Annotated in this window: 16 protein-coding genes; 4 read left to right on the plus strand and 12 right to left on the minus strand. The window is 75.5% G+C overall.

Features of this window, described 5'->3' with window-relative positions; translation table 11 throughout:
* Positions 1-58 precede the first annotated feature (58 nt).
* The 3 genes from EJA20_RS01770 to EJA20_RS01780 all read left to right on the plus strand — a co-directional run bounded on the left by EJA20_RS01770 (position 59) and on the right by EJA20_RS01780 (position 4565).
* Positions 59-940 (plus strand): carbohydrate ABC transporter permease, encoded by an 882-nt coding sequence (locus EJA20_RS01770; protein ID WP_129336454.1) that lies wholly within the window; start codon positions 59-61, stop codon positions 938-940.
* Positions 937-1833, plus strand: coding sequence for a carbohydrate ABC transporter permease (locus EJA20_RS01775; protein ID WP_129336455.1), 897 nt, complete (start codon positions 937-939; stop codon positions 1831-1833). The genes EJA20_RS01770 and EJA20_RS01775 overlap by 4 nt, the downstream gene beginning before the upstream one ends.
* Before the next feature lie 134 nt (positions 1834-1967).
* The gene (locus EJA20_RS01780; protein ID WP_129336456.1) at positions 1968-4565 is read left to right on the plus strand and encodes a glycoside hydrolase family 78 protein; all 2598 of its coding nucleotides are present in this window, start codon (positions 1968-1970) and stop codon (positions 4563-4565) included.
* Here the strand turns inward: EJA20_RS01780 and EJA20_RS01785 are convergent.
* The 4 genes from EJA20_RS01785 to purL all read right to left on the minus strand — a co-directional run bounded on the left by EJA20_RS01785 (position 4562) and on the right by purL (position 10953).
* Positions 4562-5578 carry a LacI family DNA-binding transcriptional regulator gene (locus tag EJA20_RS01785; RefSeq protein ID WP_129336457.1) on the minus strand — a complete coding sequence of 339 codons (1017 nt, stop codon included), beginning with the start codon at positions 5576-5578 and terminating at the stop codon, positions 4562-4564. The genes EJA20_RS01780 and EJA20_RS01785 overlap by 4 nt on opposite strands.
* An 84-nt stretch (positions 5579-5662) precedes the next feature.
* Positions 5663-7150 carry an RNB domain-containing ribonuclease gene (locus tag EJA20_RS01790; RefSeq protein ID WP_129336458.1) on the minus strand — a complete coding sequence of 496 codons (1488 nt, stop codon included), beginning with the start codon at positions 7148-7150 and terminating at the stop codon, positions 5663-5665.
* 57 nt (positions 7151-7207) lie between these two features.
* Positions 7208-8215, minus strand: coding sequence for a fatty acid desaturase family protein (locus EJA20_RS01795; RefSeq protein ID WP_240674898.1), 1008 nt, complete (start codon positions 8213-8215; stop codon positions 7208-7210).
* A gap of 299 nt (positions 8216-8514) precedes the next feature.
* The gene (gene purL, locus EJA20_RS01800) at positions 8515-10953 is read right to left on the minus strand and encodes a phosphoribosylformylglycinamidine synthase subunit PurL (protein WP_129336460.1); all 2439 of its coding nucleotides are present in this window, start codon (positions 10951-10953) and stop codon (positions 8515-8517) included.
* 200 nt (positions 10954-11153) lie between these two features.
* Here purL and EJA20_RS01805 point away from each other — a divergent pair, with 200 nt between their 5' ends.
* Positions 11154-12080: an NHL repeat-containing protein gene (locus tag EJA20_RS01805; RefSeq protein ID WP_129336461.1), complete on the plus strand. Its 927-nt coding sequence runs from the start codon at positions 11154-11156 to the stop codon at positions 12078-12080.
* Positions 12081-12132: 52 nt separating this feature from the next.
* Here EJA20_RS01805 and EJA20_RS01810 read toward each other — a convergent pair whose 3' ends face one another.
* The 8 genes from EJA20_RS01810 to EJA20_RS01845 form a co-directional block, all read right to left on the minus strand.
* Positions 12133-12969 carry a hypothetical protein gene (locus EJA20_RS01810; protein ID WP_129336462.1) on the minus strand — a complete coding sequence of 279 codons (837 nt, stop codon included), beginning with the start codon at positions 12967-12969 and terminating at the stop codon, positions 12133-12135.
* Between the two features lie 23 nt (positions 12970-12992).
* Positions 12993-13790 carry a hypothetical protein gene (locus tag EJA20_RS01815; protein WP_129336463.1) on the minus strand — a complete coding sequence of 266 codons (798 nt, stop codon included), beginning with the start codon at positions 13788-13790 and terminating at the stop codon, positions 12993-12995.
* Positions 13791-13871: 81 nt separating this feature from the next.
* Complete coding sequence (locus EJA20_RS01820) at positions 13872-14324, minus strand: pyridoxamine 5'-phosphate oxidase family protein (RefSeq protein WP_129336464.1); 453 nt, start codon at positions 14322-14324, stop codon at positions 13872-13874.
* Between the two features lie 3 nt (positions 14325-14327).
* Positions 14328-14873: a hypothetical protein gene (locus EJA20_RS01825; protein ID WP_129336465.1), complete on the minus strand. Its 546-nt coding sequence runs from the start codon at positions 14871-14873 to the stop codon at positions 14328-14330.
* 108 nt (positions 14874-14981) lie between these two features.
* Positions 14982-16550 carry a gluconokinase gene (locus EJA20_RS01830; RefSeq protein ID WP_240674883.1) on the minus strand — a complete coding sequence of 523 codons (1569 nt, stop codon included), beginning with the start codon at positions 16548-16550 and terminating at the stop codon, positions 14982-14984.
* On the minus strand, positions 16547-17587 hold the full coding sequence (locus EJA20_RS01835) for a zinc-binding dehydrogenase (protein ID WP_129336466.1): 1041 nt from the start codon (positions 17585-17587) through the stop codon (positions 16547-16549). Before EJA20_RS01835 ends, EJA20_RS01830 begins: the two co-directional genes overlap by 4 nt.
* A gap of 66 nt (positions 17588-17653) precedes the next feature.
* Positions 17654-18427 (minus strand): SDR family oxidoreductase, encoded by a 774-nt coding sequence (locus EJA20_RS01840; protein WP_129336467.1) that lies wholly within the window; start codon positions 18425-18427, stop codon positions 17654-17656.
* Positions 18424-19812: a GntP family permease gene (locus EJA20_RS01845; protein WP_129336468.1), complete on the minus strand. Its 1389-nt coding sequence runs from the start codon at positions 19810-19812 to the stop codon at positions 18424-18426. Before EJA20_RS01845 ends, EJA20_RS01840 begins: the two co-directional genes overlap by 4 nt.
* Between the last annotated feature and the right edge of the window lie 182 nt (positions 19813-19994).

The following is a 19994-nucleotide window of genomic DNA, read 5'->3' on the forward strand; positions in this document are numbered from 1 at the left end:
CGCCCGCCCCGTCCCGCCCGCCCGGCCCGCCCGGCCCCTCCCCCGAAGGGAACGACCCGTGAAGCGCATCTTCGAGGACCGCCGGACGGCGCTGCTGCTGCTGGCGCCCGCGCTGCTCGTCTACACGCTCGTCATGCTCGTGCCCGTCGTGTGGTCGCTCGGCTACACGCTCCTGGACGGCAACGCCGTGGCCGGCTTCCAGTACACGGGGTTCGACAACTTCGCGCGGCTGGCCGACGACCCGAAGGTCTGGCAGGCCTTCACGTTCACGCTGAAGTACGCGGTCGTCATCACGACCGGGCAGGTGCTGCTCGGGTACGTGCTGGCCGTCTTCTACGTGTTCGTGCTCCGCAGGAGCGGCAGCGTGGTCCGCACCCTCACGTTCTTCCCGGTCGTGCTGCCCACCGTCGCGGTGGCGCTGCTCTTCCAGAAGATGTTCGAGATCGCGCCGCAGAACGGCCTCGTCAACTCCGTCCTCAACGCGCTGGGGATGGGCTCGGTCGACTGGTTCGGCAGCGCCGGCACCGCGTTCTTCGTCCTGGCGCTCATGGACATCTGGCGCTCCATGGGCTTCTACGCCGTGCTGCTCTACACGGGCCTGCTCGACATCCCCGAGGAGGTCCTGGAGTCCGCCCGGATGGACGGCGCGAGCGGCTGGCGCCTCGTGCGGCAGATCGTCCTGCCGCTGTCGCTGCCGGTGCTCGTCTCCTCCCTCATCTTCAGCATCAACGGCACGCTCAAGGTCTTCGACTCCGTGCTGGCGCTCACCAACGGCGGCCCCGGGCTCGGCACCACGCCGCTGACGCTCTACATGTTCCAGACCTCCTTCAGCTTCGGCGACTACGGCTACGGCAGCACCATCGCCCTGCTGCTCACCCTCGTCTGCCTCGTCGTGACCCTCGCCGTCTTCCGCTCGGCCCGACGGGACGTGAACGCATGACCACCCTCACCGCGGGCGCCACCGCCGCCCCCGCCCGCCCCGCCCCCCGGCGCCGGCCCTCCCCCCGCACCGCCGGCCGCACCCTGGTCCGCCGGTCGCTCATCGGCCTGCTGCTGCTGGTCGAGGTGGGCCCGCTGCTCTGGCTCCTGCTCGGCTCGCTGAAGTCGCAGCGCGACTGGCTGGACAACCCCACCTGGTCGCTGCCGACCTCCCTGCAGTGGGGCAACTACGCGGAGGCGTGGACCACGGGCAACATCGCCCAGTACCTGCAGAACAGCCTCGTGGCCGTCCTGCCGTCGCTCGCGATGATCATCGCCTTCGGCGTGGCCGCCGGGTTCGCCCTGGAGGTCCTCGTCTGGAAGGGCCGCGGGCCGGTCCTGCTGCTGTTCCTCGCCGGGATCATGGTGCCGGGGCAGATGATCCTGCTGCCCCTGTTCAACACCTACTTCCGCGCGGGCCTCACGGGCACGCTGTGGCCGCTGATCCTCACCTACACCGCCACGGGCCTGCCCCTGACCGTCTTCATGATGGCGACGTACTTCCGGGCCGTGCCGCGCGAGGTGTTCGAGGCCGCGACCCTGGACGGCGCATCCGTGGTCCGGGCCTTCTTCTCCGTCGCCGTGCCCATGGTGAAGAACGCGATCGTCACGGTCGGGCTCGTCCAGTTCTTCTTCATCTGGAACGACCTGCTCATCGCGCTGACGTTCACCACGGACAGCTCGCTGCGGACCGTGCAGGTCGGCCTGCTGAACTTCACGGGCGAGTTCGGGGCCACGCAGTACGGCCCGCTCTTCGCCGCCATCTGCATCAACGTGCTCGGCCTGCTGGCGATCTACCTCTTCCTCAACCAGCGCATCATGGCCGGCCTCACCAGCGGCGCCGTCAAGGGCTGAGGTCCGTCCCGCTCCCCGCGCCCGCCCCGTCGCCCGGCCCGACTCCCGGCCCGTCGTCCGGCCCGTCGCCCGGCCCGTCGCCCGGCCCGTCGCCCGGCACCGCGGCCATCCCGTCCCCCCCTGGAGGTCCCTGCATGCCTGCCGCCCACCCCGGCGCCCCCGTCCTGGGCGCCGGAGCCCCCGCCCTCGGCCTGGGCACCGACCGCCCGTCCCTCTCGTGGGTGACCACCGCGCCGGCCGGCTGGGTCCAGGTCGCGTACGAGCTCGAGCTCGTCGTCGACGGGGTCGCGCGGACGACGGGCCGGGTCGAGAGCCCGGACTCCGTCGCGCTGCCGTGGCCGCTCGCGCCGCTGGGCTCGCGGGCGCGGGTCGAGGCCCGTGTGCGGCTGTGGGGGCGCGGGGACGACCGCCCCTCGCGCTGGTCCGACGTCGGCCGGGCGGAGACCGGTCTGCTCGCGCCGTCGGACTGGACGGCGCGCCTCGTCGGGCCCGCGTGGGAGGAGGGCACGGGCGACGACCGGCGGCCGCCCCTCGTGCGCGGGGCGTTCCGGCTGGCGTCCCCCGCCGCGTCCGCGCGCCTGTACCTGTCGGCGCACGGCCTCGTCGAGGCCGAGCTCAACGGCGTCCGGGTGGGCGACGAGACGCTCGCGCCGGGCTGGACCGTCTACCACCAGCGCCTGCAGTACTCGACCTTCGACGTCACGGACCTGCTCGTCCCGGGCGAGAACGCCCTCGGCGCCTGGCTCGCCGACGGCTGGTACCGGGGGCGCCTGGGCTTCCACGGCGGCCACCACGACCTCTACGGCTCCGACCTCGGCGTCCTCGCGCAGCTCGAGGTCCGTCACCCCGACGGGACGACGACCACGGTCGGCAGCGACGGCACCTGGACGTCCGGCCGGGGTCCCGTCCTCGCGAGCGGCCTGTACGACGGGGAGCGCTACGACGCCCGCCTCCTGCCCGCCGGGTGGTCGCGCCCGGGCTTCGTCGACCCCAGCTGGACGCCGGTCGTGGAGCTGCCGCTCGACCCGGGCGTGCTCGTCGCCCCCGACGGGCCGCCCGTGCGCTGCACGGAGGAGCTGCGGCCGGCGGCGGTCTGGACCTCTCCCGCGGGCCGGACCCTCGTCGACCTCGGCCAGAACCTCAGCGGCCGCCTGCGCCTGCGCCTGCGCGGGGTGCCCGCGGGCACGACGATCACCCTGCGGCACGCGGAGGTGCTCCAGGAGGGCGAGCTCTACACGCGCCCCCTGCGCGACGCCCGTGCCACCGACGTCTACGTCCACGACGGCGTCGACGCCGAGTGGGAGCCGCGCTTCACGATGCACGGCTTCCGGTACGCGGAGGTGACCGGGTGGCCGGGCGCCCTGACGGCGGACGACGTCGTCGGCCGCGCCTACCACTCCGACATGGCCCCGGCGGGGACGTTCTCCTCCTCCGACCCGCTGCTCGACCGGCTCCACGAGAACATCCGCTGGAGCATGCGCAGCAACTTCGTCCACGTGCCGACGGACTGCCCCCAGCGCGACGAGCGCCTGGGCTGGACCGGCGACCTCCAGGTCTTCGCACCGACGGCGACCTTCCTCTACGACTGCCTCGGCCTCCTGCGCGGCTGGCTCAAGGACGTCGCGGCCGAGCAGCTCGAGGACGGCACGGTCCCCTGGTACGTGCCCGTCATCCCGGGCGACGACCCGTGGACGCCCGTGCGGCCCGGTGCCGTGTGGGGCGACGTCGCGGTGCTCACGCCGTGGGTGCTCTACGAGCGCACCGGCGACCCGGCCGTCCTCGCCCAGCAGTACCCCAGCGCGAAGGCATGGGTGGAGCTCGTCGAGCGGCTGGCCGGGCCGGGGCGCGTGTGGGACACGGGCTTCCAGCTCGGCGACTGGCTCGACGCCGCCGCGCCGCCGGAGGACCCGGCCGACGCCCGCACGGACCGGTACCTCGTCGCCACGGCGTACTTCGCGTGGTCCGCGCGGCACCTGGCCCGCACGGCGGAGGTGCTCGGGCACGAGGCCGACGCGCACCGCTTCGCCGGCCTGGCCGACGAGGTGCGCAAGGCCTTCCTCGACCGGTGGTCGACGGGCCCGGGCGTGCTGTCCGACGACGCGGAGACGGCCTACGCGCTGTCCATCTGCTTCGACCTGTGGCCCGACGAGGAGCAGCGGCGCGCGGCGGGCGAGCGCCTGGCCGCGCTCGTGGCGGCCGGGGGCGACCGCGTCACCACGGGCTTCGCGGGCACCCCGCTGCTCACCGACGCCCTCGCGACGACGGGCCACCTCGACCGCGCGTACGCGCTGCTGCTCGGGCGCGAGTGCCCCTCGTGGCTGTACACCGTCCTGTCGGGGGGCACCACGACGTGGGAGCGCTGGGACAGCCTCCTGCCCGACGGCACGGTCAACCCCGGCGGCATGACGTCCTTCAACCACTACGCCTTCGGCGCGGTGGGCGACTGGCTGCACCGGACGGTCGCGGGCCTGGCGCCCGCCGCGCCGGGGTACCGCCGCCTCCGCGTGCACCCCCGGCCCGGGGGCGGGCTCACCGCCGCGCGCGCCGAGCACCGCACGCCCTACGGGACGGCCGCGGTCCGCTGGACGCTCGAGGCGGGGCGGTTCGTCGTCGACGTCCGGGTCCCCACGGGGACCACGGCCGTCGTGGTGCTGCCCGGGGAGGACGAGCGGCACGTGGGCAGCGGGGAGCACCGCTTCGAGGTCCCCGTGACCGCCTCGACGCGGTTCTAGCCCTCGCGCCCCAGGGTCGAGGCCCGCGGCACGAGCACGGGCTCGAGGCGCGCGGTGCGGTGCCGGTGCTGCTCCCGGCTCCGCCCGCGCACCCCGAGCTCGTCGAGGAGCATGTCCGCGGCGGTGGCGCCCATCTCGTCGCCGGACTGGTCCAGCGTGGTGATGGGCACCATGCTGCTCCAGGCCTCGCGGTTGTTGTCGTAGCCGACGAGGGCCACGTCGTCGGGGATCCGCAGCCTGCCGCGCGCCTGGCACACCTGCACGAACCCGAGGGCGAGCAGGTCGGCGCCCGCCACGACCCCGTCGGGGCGGCGCTCCGGGGGCAGGTGGTGCACCGTCTCCGCCACCCGCCGGCCGTCCTCGACGCGGACGTCCCGGGTCACCTCGACGGTGAGCGTCACGTCGCCGCCCGCCTCGGACACCGCGCGCTCCACGCCGGACAGCCGCTCGCGCGTGGGCCGGAAGTGCCGCGGCCCCGCCCACAGGAGGCGCCGTCGGCCCAGCCCGATGAGGTGCTGCGCCGCCAGGTAGCCGCCGTGGGCGTTGTCCGTCTCGACGGCGCAGAGCCCGGCCTCGCCCGAGGGCACGTTGAGCAGCACGATGGGGACGCGCCGCGACCGCACGTGGTGCACGCGCTCCGCGACGTCGTCGCGGGGGGCCAGCAGGATGCCCGCCGCCCGCTCCTCCTCGAAGAGGTCGAGGTAGGCGCCCTGCCGCTCGCCCTCGGCACCGGCGTCGGCCAGGAGGAGCTTGAAGCCCGCGGCCTCCGCGCGCTCCTGCACCCCGCGGACCATGTCCGTGAAGAAGGAGTTCGTCAGGTCCGCCACGACGAAGCCGAGCGTCGTGCTGCGCCCCGCGGCCAGCGACCGCGCCGCACCGTTGCGGACGAAGCCCAGCGTGGCGATCGCGTCCTCGACGCGCCGGCGGGTGGCGGGGGCGACCTTGTCGGGCCGGTTGAGCACGTTCGACACCGTGCCGAGGGAGACGCCGGCGGCACGCGCGACGTCGGACACGCTCGGGGCCCTCGTCACCGCTGCTCGTCCCTCCCCCGCTCGGGCCCCCAGGCTAGTCGAGGGGCGACGCGCGGCGGACGGGCGTCAGGGGGCGACCGCCACGAAGCGGGTGCGCCGGGCGACGGGGTCCGCCTCGACCAGGCGGACCCCGAGCGGCTCCCCGAGCACCAGCGTCCCGCCCTCCGCCGCGTCGACGCGGGCCCGGACGGCCGGGTCGGCGAGCGCGACCTCGCCCCGGCGGCCGCCCTCGTCGTCGAGGTCGACGACGACGCCCCGGAAGGTCCGCCCGACCTGCGGCGCCAGGACGAGGGCCTCGACGAGGTCGACCCCGCCCCGGTCGTAGCCGGAGCTGCGGCGCCCCGTCGCCGCCATGGTGGCGGGCAGCCCGGGCAGCGCCGCGCGCACCCAGTCCGGGACGGGGGCGCCGGCGCACGCCGCGAGGCACACCTCCGTGGCGTACCGGTCGACGAGACGGCGGAGGGGCGCCGTGACGTGCGCGTACGGCGCGGCGATGGCGGCGTGCCGGGCGTCGTCGCCCGCTGGCGGGGCCGCACCGTCGTCGCCCCCGAACGCGACGTAGGCCGCGCCCCGGAAGAGGGACGTCGCGGCGTCGAGGAAGGCCGCGTGCGCCGGCAGCGCGGCGTCGAGCGTCGGCAGCAGCTCGCCGTAGGGACGCTCGGGCGCCCACCCGACGCCGAGCGCGGCCGCGGTGCGGCGCAGCCGCGCGACGTCACGCCCGTCGGCCGGCGGCAGCGTGCGCAGCACCCCCGTGCCGGCCCGGAGCTGGATCCCCGCCGCGACGACGCCCGTGAGCAGCGAGACCTGCGCGTTCCAGCCCTCGACGGGCGCCGGCGCGCGGAACGCGAGCACCCAGGCGCCGTCGGCGCCGCGCGCCACCTCCTGCTCCGGGACGCCGAGCGAGACGCCGCCGCGGGCCCGCTCGCGCTCCTGGCGCAGGAGCCCGACCCGGGTGAGGGCGACGAGCGCGGCGTCGGCCGTCCCCGCGTCGAGCGCCCGCTGCGCGCCGTCGTAGGTGAGCTGGGCGCGGCTGCGCACCGTCGCCGGCTCCACGTGGGCGTCGAGCACCTCGCCGTCGGCGTCGAGGTCGATGCGCCAGAGGGCGGCCGCCCGGTCCTGGTCCGGCAGGAGGCTCGCGGCGCCCTCGGAGAGGACGGGCGGGTGCAGCGGCACCTTGTCCGCCGGCCCGTAGGCCGTCAGGCCGCGGGCGTGCGCGGCGGCGTCGAGGGCGCCGCCCGGGGTGACGACCGCGGCCACGTCCGCGATCGCGTAGTGGACGCGCCAGCCCGGCCCGTGAGCCTCGACGTGCACGGCCTGGTCGAGGTCGCGGGAGCCGGGCGGGTCGAGGGTGACCAGGGGCAGGTCCGTGCGGTCGGCGCGGCCGGGGGCGCGCCCCGGCACCGGGCCCGGGCCCCGCGCCGCCACGGCCTGCGCCTCGGCGAGGGCGGCGGGGTCGAAGGCCTCGGGGAGCCCGAGCTCGGCCCGCAGCCGCCCGAGGCCCGCCGCGAGGTCGCCCTCGAGGGGCGCGGTCACCTGCAGGCGCGACGTCGGCACGGCCCCGACCCTAGGCCGGGGCCCGTGCCCCGGCGCGCCGGGCCCCGGGGGTCCGCGTCAGCGCGCGGAGCGCAGCTCCAGCGTCAGCGGGCACTGGAACGGGTCGCGGGCGCCGAGGCCGACCTTGTTGAGGTGCTTGATGACGATCGCGTACGACTGCAGGACGGTCGTCTCCGTGTAGGAGACGCCGTGCTTCGCGCAGAACTCGCGGACGATGGGCTGGACGCGGCGCAGGTGCGGCCGCGCCATGCTCGGGAAGAGGTGGTGCTCCACCTGGTAGTTCAGGCCGCCCATCATGAGGTCCGTGAACCGGCCGCCGCGGACGTTGCGGCTCATGAGCACCTGGCGGCGCAGGAAGTCCACGCGGGCGTCGCGCGGCACGATCGGCATGCCCTTGTGGTTGGGCGCGAACACCGCGCCCATGTAGAGGCCGAACAGGCCCATCTGCACCCCGAGGAACGCGAACGCCATGCCCAGGGGCAGGAACCCGAAGACGAGGCCGAGGTAGGCGCCCAGGCGCAGCGTCACGAACGCGATCTCCACGGGACGACGCTTGACCTCGCCCTTGCCGAAGATCGTCTTGACCCCGGAGATGTGCAGGTTGAGGCCCTCGAGCAGCAGGAGGGGGAAGAACAGCCAGCCCTGGCGCGCCCGGAACCAGGCGACGGCCCCGCGGGGCGGCTCGACGACGTCGTCGTGGTGGAAGAGCAGGACGCCGCTCTTGACGTCGGGGTCCGCCGCGATCTGGTTGGGCTTCGCGTGGTGGCGCGAGTGCTTGTGCTGCCACCAGCCGTAGCTCATGCCGGCGTAGAGGTTGGCGATGACGAGGCTCGCCCAGTCGTTCCACCGGCCCGACTTGAAGATCTGGCGGTGCGCCGCGTCGTGCCCGAGGAACATGACCTGGCCGAGGACGAACGCCAGGCCCGCCGCCACCGCCATCTGCCACCACGAGTGCCCGATCGCGAAGGCCGCGACGCCGAGCCCGACGAGGAGCAGCGTCAGCACCACGAAGCGGGTCCAGTAGTACGCGTACCGGCGGCGCATGAGGCCCGCGGCCTGCACCATCGCGGACAGCTCGGTGAACTCGCCCACCGCCCGGCGCGCGCCCTCGCGCGGACGGGTGGCGGTGGCGGTCCCGGCGACGGGGCTCGACGACGAGCCCGCCCCGGGGTCCGCGGGGGCGAGGGCCGGGGTCGAGCCCGGCAGGGCGACAGCATCCATGCGGCGGTCCGCTCGTTCGTCGGGGTGACGCCCGCAGGGTCCGGGACGTCGGGAACCTACGCGAGCGTAACCGCCCCGGCGCACGGACGTGCCGACGGCGTGGCGCGCGTCACGTGCGGGGGCCCCGCCCGGCGCCCGTCCGGTCAGGCGAAGGCGGCCCGCAGCGGGCGCTCCCAGACCTCGCGCGCCTCGTGCAGCGGCAGGGTGAACAAGCCCTGGACCTCCACGGCCGGCACGTGCTCGTGCTCCTCCGGGGACCCGGGCGCCCCGGCGCCGACGGAGCACGTCTCCGCCGTCTCGCCGAGCCGGACCACGGGCACGCCGCGCGCCGTGCACAGGTCGGCCAGGCGGACCTCCTCCGACCGCGGCACGGCCACGAGGACGCGCGCGGTCGACTCCGAGAAGAGGGCGACGAACGGGTCGACGCCGTCGCGGGCGCACAGCGGCGCCAGGTCGACCTGGACGCCGACGCCGTAGCGCAGGCAGGACTCGACGAGCGCCTGCGCCAGCCCGCCCTCGGACAGGTCGTGCGCGGCGTCGACGAGCCCGTCCCGGGCCGCGTGCGCCAGCACCTGCGCCAGCCGGCGCTCGGCCGCGAGGTCGACGGCCGGGGGCACGCCGCCGAGCTGGTCGTGCACGACGTCCGCCCAGGCCGAGCCGTCGAGCTCGTCGCGCGTGACGCCGAGGAGCAGGACCGCCTGGCCCGCGGTCGTCCAGCCCGAGCGGACGGCCTCGGCGACGTCGTCGATGACGCCCAGGACGCCCACGACCGGCGTGGGGTGGATGGCCGAGTCGATGCGGCCGGGCTCGCCCGTGCCGTTGTAGAGCGAGACGTTGCCGCCCGTGACGGGGACCTCGAGCTCGGCGCAGGCGTCGGCGAGGCCGCGGATCGCCTCGACGAGCTGCCACATCGTGTCGGGGTGCTCCGGGCTGCCGAAGTTCAGGCAGTCGGTCACCGCGAGGGGACGCGCCCCCGAGGTGGCGACGTTCCGGTACGCCTCCGCGAGCGCCAGCTGCGCCCCCGTGTACGGGTCGAGCTTGGCGAAGCGGCCGTTGGCGTCCGTCGCCAGCGCGACCCCCAGGCCCGTCGTCTCGTCGACGCGGACGACGCCGGCGTCGTCGGGCATCGCGAGCGCGGTGTTGCCCTGGACGAAGCGGTCGTACTGGTCGGTGACCCACGACGGCGAGGCGAGGTTCGGCGAGCCGAGCAGCCGCAGCACGGTCGCGCGCAGCTCCTCCGCCGACGAGGGCCGCGCGTACCGGGCGGCGCCCCCGGGCCCGGACACCGTGTCGGCGACGAGCGCGTCCTGCCAGGCGGGGCGCGCGAAGGGCCGGTCGTACACGGGCCCGTCGTGGGCCACCGTGCGCGGGTCCACGTCGACGATCCGCCGCCCGTGGTGGTCGATCGTCAGGCGCCCGGTGCCGGTCACCTCGCCGATGACGGCCGTCTCGACGTCCCACTTCCCCGTGATCGCGAGGAAGGCGTCGAGCCGGTCGGGCCGGACCACGGCCATCATCCGCTCCTGCGACTCCGACATGAGGATCTCGCCGGCGGTCAGGGTCGGGTCGCGGAGCAGGACCTTCTCGAGGTCGACGTGCATGCCGCCGTCGCCGTTGGAGGCCAGCTCGCTCGTCGCGCACGAGATGCCGGCGGCACCGAGGTCCTGGATGCCCTCGACGACCCCGGCGGCGAAGAGCTCGAGGCAGCACTCGATGAGCACCTTCTCCATGAAGGGGTCGCCCACCTGCACCGAGGGGCGCTTGGAGGGCTTGGCGTCGTCGAAGGTCTCCGAGGCCAGGATGGAGGCGCCGCCGATGCCGTCGCCGCCCGTGCGGGCGCCGAAGAGGACGACCTGGTTGCCCGCGCCGGAGGCGTTCGCGAGGTGGATGTCCTCGTGCCGCAGGACCCCCAGGCACAGGGCGTTGACCAGCGGGTTGCCCTGGTAGCAGGGGTCGAACACGGTCTCGCCGCCGATGTTCGGCAGGCCGAGGCTGTTGCCGTACCCGCCGACGCCGGCCACGACGCCGTGGACGACGCGCGCGGTGTCGGGGTGGTCGATCGCGCCGAAGCGGAGCTGGTCCATCACCGCGACGGGCCGGGCGCCCATGGAGATGATGTCGCGCACGATCCCGCCGACGCCCGTGGCCGCGCCCTGGTAGGGCTCGACGAAGGACGGGTGGTTGTGCGACTCGACCTTGAAGGTCACCGCCCAGCCGTCGCCGATGTCGACGACGCCCGCGTTCTCGCCGATCCCGACGAGCAGGTGCTCGCGCATCGCCGGCGTCGTCTTCTCGCCGAACTGGCGCAGGTGGGTGCGGCTCGACTTGTACGAGCAGTGCTCGGACCACATGACGGAGTACATGGCGAGCTCGGCGGCGGTGGGGCGGCGGCCGAGCAGGTCGCGGATGCGCGCGTACTCGTCGGGCTTGAGCCCGAGCTCCGCGAAGGGCTGCTCCAGGTCCGGCGTGGCCGCGGCGTCCTCGACGGTGTCGGCCGGGTGGACCGGACGCCCCGACGCGGCGGACGAGGAGCTGGCGGGCGAGGTGCTGGCGGGCGCGGGGCTGGTGGGCGCGGTGCTCATGGGGGTCCTCGTGGTCCTCGGGCGCCCCGGCGCGCAGGGCGGGCGGGACGACGGGCGGCGGCGGGGTCAGCCTACCGACGCGGCCGTCCCCTCCCGGTGCCGGCCCTCCCTGTGGACGGGCCGAGACCCCGCCCGCGCGGGGGCCCCGGCCCGCGGCCATGCTCGGTCCGCCGATGCTGTCGTCGATGGAGAGGCCCGTCATGCGCGCTCGACCCCTGCTCGCCGCCCTCGCCCTGGCCCTCGCGGCCACCCTGCCGCCGGGCGCCGCCGCCGCCGCCCCGCCCGGCGCGTTCCCCGAGCGCATCCCGCTGCCGCCCGGCTTCCAGCCGGAGGGCATCGACGCCGGCCCGGGCACCACGTTCTACGTCGGCTCCCTGGCCGACGGCTCCATCTACCGCGGCGACCTGCGCACCGGTGAGGGCGCGGTGCTCGCCGAGGGTGCCGGCGCGCCCGCGGTCGGGGTCCTGCACGAGGCGGGACGCGACCGGCTGTGGGTGGCCGGCGGTGCCAGCGGCGAGGTCCGCGCCTACGACGCCACGACCGGCGAGCTGCTGGCGCTGTACTCCTTCCCCGGTGCGGGCTTCCTCAACGACGTCGCGATCGCCGACGGCGCGGTCCACGTCACCGACTCCGTGGTCCCGCAGCTCGCCGTGATCCCGCTCGGCGCGGGCGGAGCGCTGCCCGACGAGGACGCCGCGACGACGCTGCCCCTGACCGGCGACCTCGTGTACGGGGCCGGCTTCAACGCCAACGGCATCGTCGCGACGCCCGAGGGCGCCCTCGTCCTCGTGCAGTCGGGCACGGGCCTGCTCTTCGCGGTGGACCCCGCGACGGGGGTCGCCACGACGATCGACCTCGGCGGTGCGACCGTCGTGAACGGCGACGGCCTCGAGCTGCGGGGGCGCACGCTCTTCGTCGTGCAGAACCGGCTGAACCAGGTCGCCCCCGTGCGCCTGGCGGCGGACCTGCGGACGGGCACGGTCGGCCCGGTGCTCACCGACCCCGACTTCCGCGTGCCGACGACCATCGCGTTCGCCGCGGGCCGGCTGTGGGCCGTCAACGCCCGCTTCGGCACACCGCCCGGGCCGGACGTCGACTACGACGTGGTCCAGGTGGCGCTGCGCTGACCGTCCGCCCCCCGTCCGCTCCCGTCCGCCCCCGTCCGGTCACCGTCACCCGTCAGCGCCGACGCGTGACGGTGACCGTGGCCTCCTGCGCGTCGTCCGGGCACCGGCCGAGGTCGTCGCAGCCCCACGCGGTCACCCGCACGGACGCGCGGCCGCCGCCGAAGACGCCGCCGGAGGACGCGAGGAGCACCTCGGTCGGACCGTCGGCGCAGGGCACCCAGGTGTAGCCGTACCCGGAGACGAGCCCGCGCCCCGCGAAGCGCTGGTCCACCCAGGCCTCCAGGCCCACCCCGTCCGTGCCGGTGCACGTCAGGGTCGCCCGGACGACGGCGGCGCCGTCGCGCAGCGCCCGCACCGAGACGTCCCCGACGACGACGACCGGCGGCGGCGGCGCGACCTCCGCGGAGAACCGGAGCGGCCCACCCGGGCCGCCGCCGTACGCGCCGACCTGGACGAGGTACGTCCTGCCTGCGACGACCTCGAGGACCACGACGCTCGTGAGGTCCTCGCCGCCGTCGTCGTCGCACGCCACCTGCTCGGGTCCGTCCGGTCCGGCGACGTGGACGGCGATCGTCGTGTCGTAGGCGCTCCCCGCCGTGCGCAGCACGACGGACCCGCTCCTGGGAAGTCGCACCGCATACCACACCGTGGGTCCCGCACCGGCGCAGAGGTCCGGCTCGTCGGGCTCGGACGTCGCCTCCTGCGTGTCGGTCTCGTCGACGAAGGGCAGCGCCCCGACCGGCGTCGCGGCGGCGCGCTCGTCGTTCGCCGGCGGTGCCGCGGCCGCTCCCGGCGCCGTGGTGACGACGAGCCCGACGGCGAGGACCCCCGCCGCCACGGCCCGTACGACGACGGACCAGACGGGGCGCCGGTCCTCGGTGAGGGTCATCGCCCGACCGCCCCGGGGCCCGGTCACCTGTTCCGGCTCAGGCCGATGCGGCCCGAGAGGGAGGCGTCGTCGCAGCGCTCCCAGGCATCGCAGCCGTACGCGTTCAGGGTCAGCTGCGCACGCCCACCGCCGAAGGTGCCGTTGTCGGCGGACACCCCGAACGTCACCGGGACGGACGGGGGGGTGCAGGAGACGTACGTGTCGCCCGTGCCGACGAGCAGCCCGCGCCCGGCGAACTTCTGGCTCAGAGAACCGCTGACCCACACGCCTCCGGGCGCCGCGCAGCCGATGGACGTGCTGATGGTCGCCCGGCCCGCACGGTCCACGGAGACCAGCACCGGTCCCAAGGAGATGTCCTGTGCAGCGGGAGCGCGCGAGATCGAGAACGTCAGCTGCCCGCCCTCGGCGTCCAGCGCCTCGACACCGACGAGGAAGGTCCCGGCCCCGAGGAAGACCGGGAAGGTCGTCCCGCCCTCCCCGTCCCCGGAGCACCCGATGTTCTCCAGACCCCACTCCGTCTCGACCCAGAGCGACATGGCCACGGCGTGATCGCTCCCCTCGGTACTCAGGCTCAGGTACTCCTCGTCGTCGAGCTGCAGCTCGTACCACACGACGCTGCTGCCGCCCCAGCAGGACGGCTCGTCCTCGGGCCGGGTCGCCTCCGATGTGTCCACGTCGTCGGTGAAGGGGATGCTCGTGATCGGCGTGGGCGACGCGAGGTCGTCGTGGGGCGGCGGGGCCGCGTGCGCGGCGGGTGCGAGGGCGAGCGGCAGCAGCAGGGCGAGCGCGGCGACGAGGCCGGCGCGGCGGCGGGTACGCATGGGGGACTCCGGGGCGGGTGAGGACGGGCGGGGCGGGGTGGCCGCGCGCGTCGTCGCGGCGGCGGGGCAGGGGTGCCGGCGTCAGGCCGGGGAGCCCTTGCGGTAGTCGAACGAGACGACGGAGCGGGGCCGGAAGCGCAGGACGACGCTGTCGTAGCGGGCCCCGAGGCCCTCGGCCATGCCGCGGGCGGTGGCCTCGTCCACGTACCGCCGGAAGATGCGGACCCGCCGCTCGACGACGTCGTCGCGCTCGACCTCGACGGTCCCGCGCAGCATCGCCCCCATGAGGTCCGGCGTGGTGACGTCGACGAGGACCGTCGCGTCGGGGTCCCGGACGAGGTTGCGGACCTTGCGGCTCTCGGCCTGCGAGCCCAGCAGCAGGTCGGGCTTCTCGTAGAGGAACCACAGGGGTGCCACGTGCACCGAGCCGTCGAGGTCGTGCGTGGCGTGCCGGGCGATCTCGGCGGTCGACAGCAGCTCGTCGAGCCTGGGGCCGGTCAGCGGCAGCGCCTGCGGGTAGCCCGGTCCGGCCACGGCTCAGCCCGCCAGCTCGGCGCAGAGGTCGCGCGTGGGACCGCTCGAGCTCACCAGGGTGAACGTCCCGCCGGCGTCGACCTCGAGCACGGTGCGGCCGACGTGGAGGGTGGTCGACGGCCCGGCCGGCACGTCGGTGTCGAAGAGGACGAGGAGCGTGGTGCCCGTGGAGGTCACCGTGGCCGTGCCGTCGGGGTGCAGGGCCGTCCGGATCATGGAGCCGCCGCCGGGCAGGACGAGCTGCCGGTCGGGACGGTCGAGGCGCGTCAGGGTCGTCGTCGGGCCGTGGCCGCCGAGGAGGGCGCCACCTCCGCCCGTCCGCGCCACCACCGAGCCCCCCTCCTGCTCCAGGAGGACCGGGAAGGGGCAGCCGAGCGGGAGGACCACGCCGTCGAGCGGCAGGCTCGACGAGACGGGCCCGGGGTGGGCGGGCGGGCCGGGGGGCCGGGCGGCGACCGCCGGCGGTCCCGCGGTCCCGACGAGCACCGCCGTCGCGAGGACGAGGGCCGCCCCGGCTCGTCCTGCCCCGGCCCTCACGCTGCCGTGCATGGTGCCTCCCCCGACGGGGCCGACGACGTCGACCGCTGGGGAGAGCCCACACCCGCCGGTACGCGGCGGGCGATACGCAGATGTACGGACCGGCGCGGGCCGGGAGGCTCAGGCGAGCGGGCGCGCGTCGTCGACGAGGTCGACCGGGAGCGACGGGGCCAGCCGCCGCAGGGTCGTGAAGGCCGGCACGAGGGCGTCGTAGACCTCCGTGAACACGCCGAGGAGCTGGCGCAGCACCTCGGACTCCGCCGGACGCGGCCGGACGGTGCGGGTCACCTCGACCATGTCGGCGGCCACGTCGATGCTGTCGACGAGGCCGAGCGCCTCCATCGCCAGCAGCGCCGCGCCGAATCCCGAGCCCTCCTGCCCCTCCGCGAGGCCGACGGGCATGCCGAACGCGTCCGCGAGCGTCTGCTGCCACAGCTCGCTGCGCATGACGCCGCCGGTGGCGCGCACCTCGTCGACGACGAGGCCCGCCCCGCGCATGGCGTGCAGCACGGACGCGAGCTGCAGGCACACGCCCTCGACGGCCGCACGCACCAGGTGCTCGCGCCGGTGCGCGCGCGTGAGGCCGAGGTAGACGCCCTTGGGCAGCGAGCTCCAGTGCGGCGCCCGCTCGCTCAGCAGGTACGGCAGCATGAGCAGCCCCCCGGAGCCGACGGGGGCGCGGGCGGCGAGCGCGAGCAGCTCCGCCTCGTCCTCCACCTCGGGGGCCAGGGTGTCGCGCGCCCAGCCCATGACGACGCCACCGTTGTTGATCGCCCCGCCGACGACCCAGCGGCTCGGGGTCAGGGCGTAGCAGAACACCCCGCCGAGCGGGTCGACGGCGGGCCGGTCGACGACGACGCGCAGGGCGCCGCTGGTGCCGAGGGAGCAGGCGGCGACACCGGGGCGGACGGCACCGACCCCGAGGTTGGCCAGCGGCCCGTCGGCAGCCCCGACGACGACGCGCGTGGCGGCGGGCAGCCCCGTCTCCCGCACGCCCTCGTCGGACAGGCCCGGCAGGACGTGGGTGGTGGGGACGATCTCGGGCAGCTGCTCGGCGGTGATGCCGGCGATCGCGAGCGCCTCCCCGTCCCAGGACAGCGTCGCCATGTCCATGAGGCCCGTGGCGCTGGCGATGGAGTGGTCGACGACGAGCGCGCCGCACAGCCGCAGCAGCACGTACTCCTTGATGCCGACCCAGAACCCGACGCCCTCGCAGAGCTTGGCCTCCTGCTCGTGGAACCACACGAGCTTGGGCAGGGGCGACATGGGGTGCAGGGGCGTACCGGTCCGCCGGTGCAGCGCGAGCCCGCCGACGCCGGCCCGCAGGCGCTCCGCCTGCGCCGCCGCGCGGGTGTCGCCCCACGTGACGACGGACGTGACCGGCCGCAGCGTCGGCGTGAGGCCGAGGAGGCTGTGCATCGCCGACGAGAACGACAGCGCCGCCACCCGCCCCGCCCCGAGCTCGGCGACGACGTCACGCAGGCCGGCCATCACCGCGTCGACGATGAGCTCGGGGTCCTGCACGGCGTGGCCGGGGTGCGGCTCCTCGAGCGGGTACCCGTGGGACGCGCTCGCGAGCGTCCGTCCCGCGACGTCGAAGGCGACGACCTTCGTGCTCGTCGTGCCGAGGTCCACGCCGAGGACGACGTCCGCGACCGGTCCCGTCGCCACGTCGCTCGTGCCGCTCACGCCGCGCCGCCGTCGGCGCCGGGGTCGCCGCCCCACAGGTCGACGAGCACCTTGCCGCTCGCGGCCGAGTCCGCGGCCAGCGCGAACGCGGCCACCGCGTCCTCCGCGGGCAGGACGTGCGTCACGACGGAGCCGATGCCGGGCTCGGCCGCCAGCAGGGCCACGGCCTCCTCGACCTCGTCGCGGAAGCGGAAGGAGCCGCGCCACGTCACCTCCTTGGAGATGAAGGGCGCGAGGTTCACCGGCCGGGGCTCGTCCGGCACCATGCCGACCTGCACCACCGTGCCCCGCCGCCGGGCGGCCACCAGGGCGGTGCCGACGGCCGCGGGCACCCCGGAGCACTCGAGGACGACGTCGAAGGCACCCGCCGGCACCGCGTCGACCCCCACGCGCAGCGTGGCCGAGGCCCCCACCGCCCGCGCCCGCTCCAGCGGGCCCGGCAGGACGTCGCTCGCCGTGACCTCGGCGGCGCCCCGGGCGCGGGCGGCCGCGACCGCGAGGAGCCCGATGGGCCCGGAGCCCGACACGAGGACGCGCGCCCCCGTGAGGTCGCCCGCCAGCCCCGCGCCGTGCAGCGCGACCGCGAGCGGCTCGGCGAGGGCCGCCCGCCGCAGCGGGAGGCCCGCGGGCAGGACGCGGACCTGGTCCCGCCGCACGACGAGGTGCTCGCTCATGCCGCCCTGCGTGTGCGGCCAGGTGGAGGCGCTGCCGAGGTAGGCGCCCTGCGGCCACAGGTGGGGCGCGTCCTCCAGGCCCGGCTCGGGCGTGCCGAACGTGGCCGGGTGCAGCGTCACCGGCGTGCCCGGCGCGAGCTCGCCCGCCGGGTCCTCGTCGACGGTGCCGACGACCTCGTGCCCCGGGACGAGCGGCTCCCGGACGACGAACTCCCCGTTCGCGCCGTGCCGCCAGTAGTGCAGGTCCGAGCCGCAGATGCCGCCGTAGGCCATCCGCAGCCGGACCTGCCCCTCCCCCGCCCGGGGCGTGGGGACCTCCTCGACGCGCAGGTCGTCCTTGCCGTGGATCACGAGCGCTCGCACGTGGGTACGCCTCTCTGTCGCGGCCGCCCCGGACGGGCGCCGGTCGTCCGCCCGGGGGCGGGCGGGTCACACGACGGCCGTCATCCCGCCGTCGACGAACACGTTCTGCCCCGAGACGAAGCTCGAGGCGTCGGAGGCCAGGAACAGCAGCGTCCCGACGAGCTCCTCCACGCGGCCCCAGCGCTGCGCGGGCGTCCGCTGCGTCACCCACCGGTCGAACTCGGGGTCCTGCCACAGCGCCGCGTTCATGTCCGTGGCGAAGTAGCCGGGCGAGATCGCGTTGACCTGGATGCCGTGCCGCGCCAGGTCGGCCGCCATGCCCTGGGTGAGCAGCGCCAGGCCGCCCTTGCTGGCGGAGTAGGGCGCGATGGTCTGGCGCGCCAGCCGCGACTGCACGGAGGCGATGTTGACGATCTTCCCCGAGCCGCGGGCGGCCATCCCCGGCGCGACGAAGCGCGAGACGTAGAAGGCGCTCGAGAGGTTCGTCGCGATGACGGCGTCCCAGTCGGCGACCGCGAACTCCGTGATGGGGGCGCGCCGCTGCACGCCCGCGTTGTTGACGAGGACGTCGGGCACGCCGTGGGCGGCGACGAGCTCCGCCACCCCGACCTCGACGGCGGCCGCGTCCGTGACGTCGAAGGCCACGGCCGCGGGCCGCCGGCCGGTCCGCCGCTCGAGGTCGTCGGCGACGTCCCCGAGGGCGGCCGTGTCCCGGCCGTGGAGCACGAGGCGGGCGCCGGCCTCGGCGAGCCCCGTGGCGAGCGCGCGGCCCAGGCCCCGCGAGGACCCCGTGACGAGGGCGAGGCGGTCCGTCACGTCGAACAGGCTGCTGGCGGTCACGCCAGACCCACGACGACGTAGAGCACGGAGATGATCGCGAACGCGAGCACGGACTCGATGCCCTGCTGGACCGTCCAGGTGCGCAGCGTGGTCTTCACGTCCATGCCCATGAGGCGTCCGACGAGCCAGAACCCGGAGTCGTTGACGTGGCCGGCGAAGACGGAGCCGGCGGCGGTCGCGAGGGTGATGCAGGCGATCTGGAGTCCGCTGTAGTCGCCGGCGGTGACGGCCGGTGCCATGAGCCCGGCGGCGGTCACGAGGGCGACGGTCGCCGAGCCCTGGGCGAGGCGGAGGATGACCGCGATGATGTAGGCCGCGACGATGACGGGCAGGCCGATGGACTCGAGGGAGTCCGCCAGCGCGTCGCCGATCCCGGAGGCGCGCAGGACGCCGCCGAACATGCCGCCGGCGCCCGTGATGAGGATGACGGAGCACACCGGGCCGAGCGAGGAGTCGAGGACCTTCTCGAGCGCGCTCCCGTGGACGCCCCGGCGGGTACCGAGCACCAGCATGGCGACGAGGACGGAGATGAGCAGCGCGACGGCGGAGGTGCCGATCACCGTCAGGACCTGGAACCAGGTCTCGTCCTCCGACACCACGCCGGCCCCGTTCAGCGCGTCGAGGCCCGTGTTCATGAAGATGAGCACGAGGGGCAGGGCCAGCACCGCCAGGACCGTGCCGACGCGCGGCGGGTTGCTGGGCTGGTCCTCGTCGATGCTGCCGAACAGCGCCGGGACGGGCAGGGGGTACCGGTCGCCGACGCGCTTGCCCCACAGGTACCCGGAGACGTACCAGACCGGGAAGGCCAGGATGATCCCGACGAGGAGCACGAGCCCCAGGTTCGCCTCGTAGAGCTCCGTGGCGGCGACCGGTCCGGGGTGCGGCGGCAGGAAGACGTGCATGACGGAGAACGCCGCCGCGGCGGGGATGCCGTAGCCCAGGACGTTCCCGCCACCGAGGCGCCGGGCCACCGCGAAGATGATCGGCAGCATGACCACGAGCCCGGCGTCGAAGAAGATGGGGAAGCCCACGGCCAGCGAGGCCAGGCCCAGCGCGAACGACGCGCGCTTCTCGCCGAACCGGCCCACGAGCGCCTCGGCCAGCACGCGGGCTCCGCCGGAGTGCTCCACGAGCTTGCCGAGCATCGCGCCGAGCCCGATGAGCAGGGCGACCGTGCCGAGCGTGCTCCCGAAGCCGCCGACGAGGGTGTTGACGATCTCGCCGATCGGGATCCCCGTGGCCAGGGCCGTGAGCAGCGAGACCACGACGAGCGTGAGGAACGCGTGGAGCTTGAAGCGGATGACGAGCACGAGGATCAGCGCGATGGCCGCGGCGGCGATGGCCAGGAGGGGCCCCGCGCCGAGGGTCTGCGTCCATTCGTCCATGGGATCTCCGTCGATCGATGGGGTGGTGCCGGCAGGCGCCGACGGGCGCCGGCAGGGTGCGGACAGGGCGACCTCGGCACCCATCGTGGTGCCGGCCGGCGGCGCGCGCTACGGTGGCAGAAAGTCATACTTTTTGGCAAGCCTCGGGTCGGCGTGAGCGACCCGGCCGACGGAACGGTTCA

This window comes from Cellulomonas endophytica, assembly GCF_004123805.1.
Lineage (GTDB): Bacteria > Actinomycetota > Actinomycetes > Actinomycetales > Cellulomonadaceae > Cellulomonas > Cellulomonas endophytica.

What these genes read in the sequence shown, in the direction of transcription:
- EJA20_RS01805 (WP_129336461.1), top strand. Translation starts at nt 11,154, where the DNA reads ATGCGCGCTCGACCCCTGCTCGCCGCCCTCGCCCTGGCCCTCGCGGCC.
- EJA20_RS01780 (WP_129336456.1), top strand. Translation starts at nt 1,968, where the DNA reads ATGCCTGCCGCCCACCCCGGCGCCCCCGTCCTGGGCGCCGGAGCCCCC.
- EJA20_RS01775 (WP_129336455.1), top strand. Translation starts at nt 937, where the DNA reads ATGACCACCCTCACCGCGGGCGCCACCGCCGCCCCCGCCCGCCCCGCC.
- EJA20_RS01845 (WP_129336468.1), bottom strand. Translation starts at nt 19,812, where the DNA reads ATGGACGAATGGACGCAGACCCTCGGCGCGGGGCCCCTCCTGGCCATC.
- EJA20_RS01795 (WP_240674898.1), bottom strand. Translation starts at nt 8,215, where the DNA reads ATGGTGCAGGCCGCGGGCCTCATGCGCCGCCGGTACGCGTACTACTGG.
- EJA20_RS01815 (WP_129336463.1), bottom strand. Translation starts at nt 13,790, where the DNA reads ATGCGTACCCGCCGCCGCGCCGGCCTCGTCGCCGCGCTCGCCCTGCTG.
- EJA20_RS01810 (WP_129336462.1), bottom strand. Translation starts at nt 12,969, where the DNA reads ATGACCCTCACCGAGGACCGGCGCCCCGTCTGGTCCGTCGTCGTACGG.
- EJA20_RS01825 (WP_129336465.1), bottom strand. Translation starts at nt 14,873, where the DNA reads ATGCACGGCAGCGTGAGGGCCGGGGCAGGACGAGCCGGGGCGGCCCTC.
- purL (WP_129336460.1), bottom strand. Translation starts at nt 10,953, where the DNA reads ATGAGCACCGCGCCCACCAGCCCCGCGCCCGCCAGCACCTCGCCCGCC.